Below are 2,497 nucleotides of genomic sequence, written 5' to 3' on the forward strand. Positions count from 1 at the left end.
GTACGGGCCCGTTCCTGCTGCCGGTGGCCGAGTCCCTGCTCGGTGTCGGCGCGCAGGTGATCGGACTGCTCGAGGCCAACTCGTTGCGGACCGTTCGGAAGGGCTGGTCCAGCGACCCGTTGGTTGCCCCGAGCAAGCTTCGGGAGGCCGCCGGGTATGGCGCCCTGCTTGCGCGGCACCGGATCCCGCTCCGCCACGGCTGGACCGTGATCGCCGCCGACGGCGCCGATCGAGTCGAGGCCGCGACCATCGCCCGCCTCGACGACGACTGGCGCCCGGTCCCTGGCAGCGGACGCCGCGTCGCTGTCGACGCCATCTGTGTCGGCTTCGGCTTCACCGCCAACCTCGAGCTCGCCGTCTCCGCCCGCTGCACGCTGACCACGGGTCCTGACGGTGGCCCTGCGGTCTCCGTCGATGCGAACCAGCAGACGAGCGCCGCCGGCTTCTTCGCCGCCGGCGAACTGACCGGCATCGGCGGCGCCGCCCTTTCCGCCGCGGAGGGAGCCGTCGCCGGCACCTCCGCCGCGCGTCACGTCACGTCGGCGGCGGAGACCAGGCTCGCCGATCCCTCCGCTGCGCGGCACTCCACGTCCCCGGCGGAAAGCACGCTCGGTGGTGCATCCGCTGAGCGGTATGTCAGGTCGGCGGCGGAAGGCGCGCTGGCCGAGGCGTCCGCTGCGCGGTACGTCGCGTCGGCGGCCGAACCGCCTGCGCAGGCGACCGCGGATTCCGCGGTCGAGAAGGGGTCCGTGGATCCGGCGGTTGAGGACGGGGCTGCGGATGCGGCGGTCGCGAGGGGGGCTGCGGGTCCGGCGGTTGAGGACGGGGCTGCGGATGCGGCGGGGGCCGTGGATCCGGCGGTTGTGAGGGGGCGGCGGTTTGCGGGGGTGTTGGCTCGGGCTTATCCGGTGCGGGATGGGTGGAAGAGCTGGAGTACGGCGGCGACGATCGTGTGTCGGTGTGAAGAGGTGACGCGCGGAGAGCTGGAGGACGCCGCCTCCACCCGTGGGCTGGCAGACGGGCGTGCGATGAAGCTGAGTAGCCGGGCGGGGTTGGGCATGTGTCAGGGGCGGGTGTGTTCGCGCACCGTCGCCGCGCTGCTCGCCGGCCCGGGTGAGGTACCGAGTCCGAGTATGAAACGACCGATCGCCGTGCCGGTGCGGCTGCGGGACCTGGCAGCCGCCGACGTCGCGCGCGTGAACCAGGACGTCGAGCACGACCGCGTCGCTGAATCAGCAGAAACGATGGAGGAACAATGACCGAGAAGCTGGACGGCGTGATCGTCGCGACCGCCCTCCCGTACGTCGCGGACGCGACGGCGCCGGCCGGACTGCGCCCGGATCTGGACAAGTACGCCGAGCACTGCCGCTGGCTGGTGGACAACGGCTGCCGCGGCGTCGGGCCGAACGGGTCGCTCGGTGAGTACTCGTCGCTCACCGACGACGAGCGCCGCGCCGTGGCGAGGACCGCGATCGAGGCCGTCGGCGACGACGGGATCGTGGTGGTCGGCGTGCACGGCGTCGGCTCGCACCAGGCCCGCGCCTGGGCGGAGAAGGCCGCCGAGGACGGCGCCCACGGCGTACTGTGCCTGCCGCCGACGATGTACCGGGCGAACCGCGGCGAGGTGCTCGCGCACTTCACCGAGGTCGCGAAGGCCGGGCTGCCGGTGATGGTCTACAACAACCCGCTGGACACCAAGGTCGACCTGACGCCGGACCTGCTCGCCGAGATCGCGCAGATCGAGAACGTGGTCGCGGTGAAGGAGTTCTCCGGCGACGTCCGGCGGATCCTGGAGATCCGTGAGCTGGCGCCGGACCTGGCGGTGATCGCGGGCGCCGACGACCTGACGCTCGAGGCCCTGCTGATGGGTGCGACCGGCTGGTTCGCCGGCTTCCCGAACGTGTTCCCGAAGGAATCGGCGCGGTTGTTCGAGCTCGCCACGCAGGGCAAGCTGGAGGAGGCCCGGGCGCTGTACGAGCCGCTGGTCGCCGCGTTCCGGTGGGACTCGCGGACCGAGTTCGTGCAGGCGATCAAGTACGGCATGGACTACGTCGGGCGGTTCGGTGGACCGTGCCGGCCGCCGCGCGGGCCGCTCGTCCCCGAGCACGTCGCGCAACTGGAGCAGGACATGAAGAAGGCAGTGGAGTCGCTGAGATGAGGCCGGCATGAGGTCCGTTCGGACGATCAGCGCGATCGACTCGCACACCGAGGGCATGCCGACCCGCGTCGTCACCGGCGGGGTCGGCGTGGTCCCGGGGGCGACGATGGCGGAGCGCCGCGAGTACTTCGTGAAGCACCTGGACGACCTGCGGTTGTTCCTGGTGAACGAGCCGCGCGGGCATGCCGCGATGAGCGGCGCGATCCTGCAGCCGCCGACCCGGTCCGACGCGGACTGGGGCGTGCTGTACATCGAGGTCTCCGGCTGCCTGCCGATGTGCGGCCACGGGACGATCGGGGTCGCGACCGTGCTGGTCGAGTCCGGCATGGTCGCCGTCAC

3 protein-coding genes are annotated in these 2,497 nt (G+C 71.9%); all 3 read left to right on the plus strand.

Going from position 1 to position 2,497, the window contains the following annotated elements:
• On the plus strand, window positions 1-1,259 hold a 1,259-nt coding region (locus tag VFF46_RS12420; RefSeq protein WP_325037239.1), incomplete at its 5' end, for a (2Fe-2S)-binding protein.
• Entirely contained in the window at window positions 1,256-2,158 is a 903-nt protein-coding gene (locus VFF46_RS12425) for a dihydrodipicolinate synthase family protein (RefSeq protein ID WP_325037240.1), read from the plus strand. The genes VFF46_RS12420 and VFF46_RS12425, both read left to right, overlap by 4 nt.
• A 7-nt stretch (window positions 2,159-2,165) precedes the next feature.
• Window positions 2,166-2,497: proline racemase family protein (locus VFF46_RS12430; RefSeq protein WP_325037241.1), on the plus strand; the 332-nt coding region annotated here is incomplete at its 3' end.

Origin of the sequence: Kribbella sp. (genome assembly GCF_035655035.1) — a bacterium.
In the GTDB taxonomy this organism is placed as follows: Bacteria; Actinomycetota; Actinomycetes; order Propionibacteriales; family Kribbellaceae; genus Kribbella.